Below are 534 nucleotides of genomic sequence, written 5' to 3' on the forward strand. Positions count from 1 at the left end.
ACTTTGATGAGATTATTTGTAGCTTCCAGTTTGGCGTTGGAATAGGGCAATTCTAGGGCGTTTAAAACCTTGTCTTTATCCTTTAGAAATGTCTTAAATACCGTCTGGAAAATAGGATTAACATTGGCTATTTCCAGTTCGATAAGGTCAAAGAAATGAACTGAGTTTTTCTCTTGGAAATGGAACAAGAGAAATTGATAGAGTTCATAGTGCTGTCGGAGTTCATCTGAGTAGGATAGGAGTTTTTCTAGAATTTCCTTGTTAGTCAAATGCATTCGAAACATAGGGCGATAAAATCGTTTATCGCTGAGTTTACGGCTATCTTGTTGTATCAATTTCCAGTAACGTTTCAAGGCTCGGTATTCGTGCGATTTTCTGTCGAATTGATTCATAATCTGAATACGGACACGGTTCATAGCCCGGCTGAGGTGTTGTACGATATGAAAGCGATCAAGTACTATCTTGGCATTTGGAAATAGTTGCTTAGCAAGTTGATAATAGGGACTAAACATATCCATGGTAATGACTTTGACT

General features: G+C 37.8%; 1 protein-coding gene. It reads right to left on the minus strand.

Translation table 11 applies throughout. From position 1 onward, the window contains the following. Positions 1 to 534 (minus strand): transposase (locus NOL38_RS10450; protein ID WP_277942089.1); only part of this gene is annotated, 534 nt, incomplete at both ends.

Origin of the sequence: Streptococcus suis (assembly GCF_029616525.1) — a bacterium.
Taxonomy (GTDB): Bacteria; Bacillota; Bacilli; order Lactobacillales; family Streptococcaceae; genus Streptococcus; species Streptococcus suis_AF.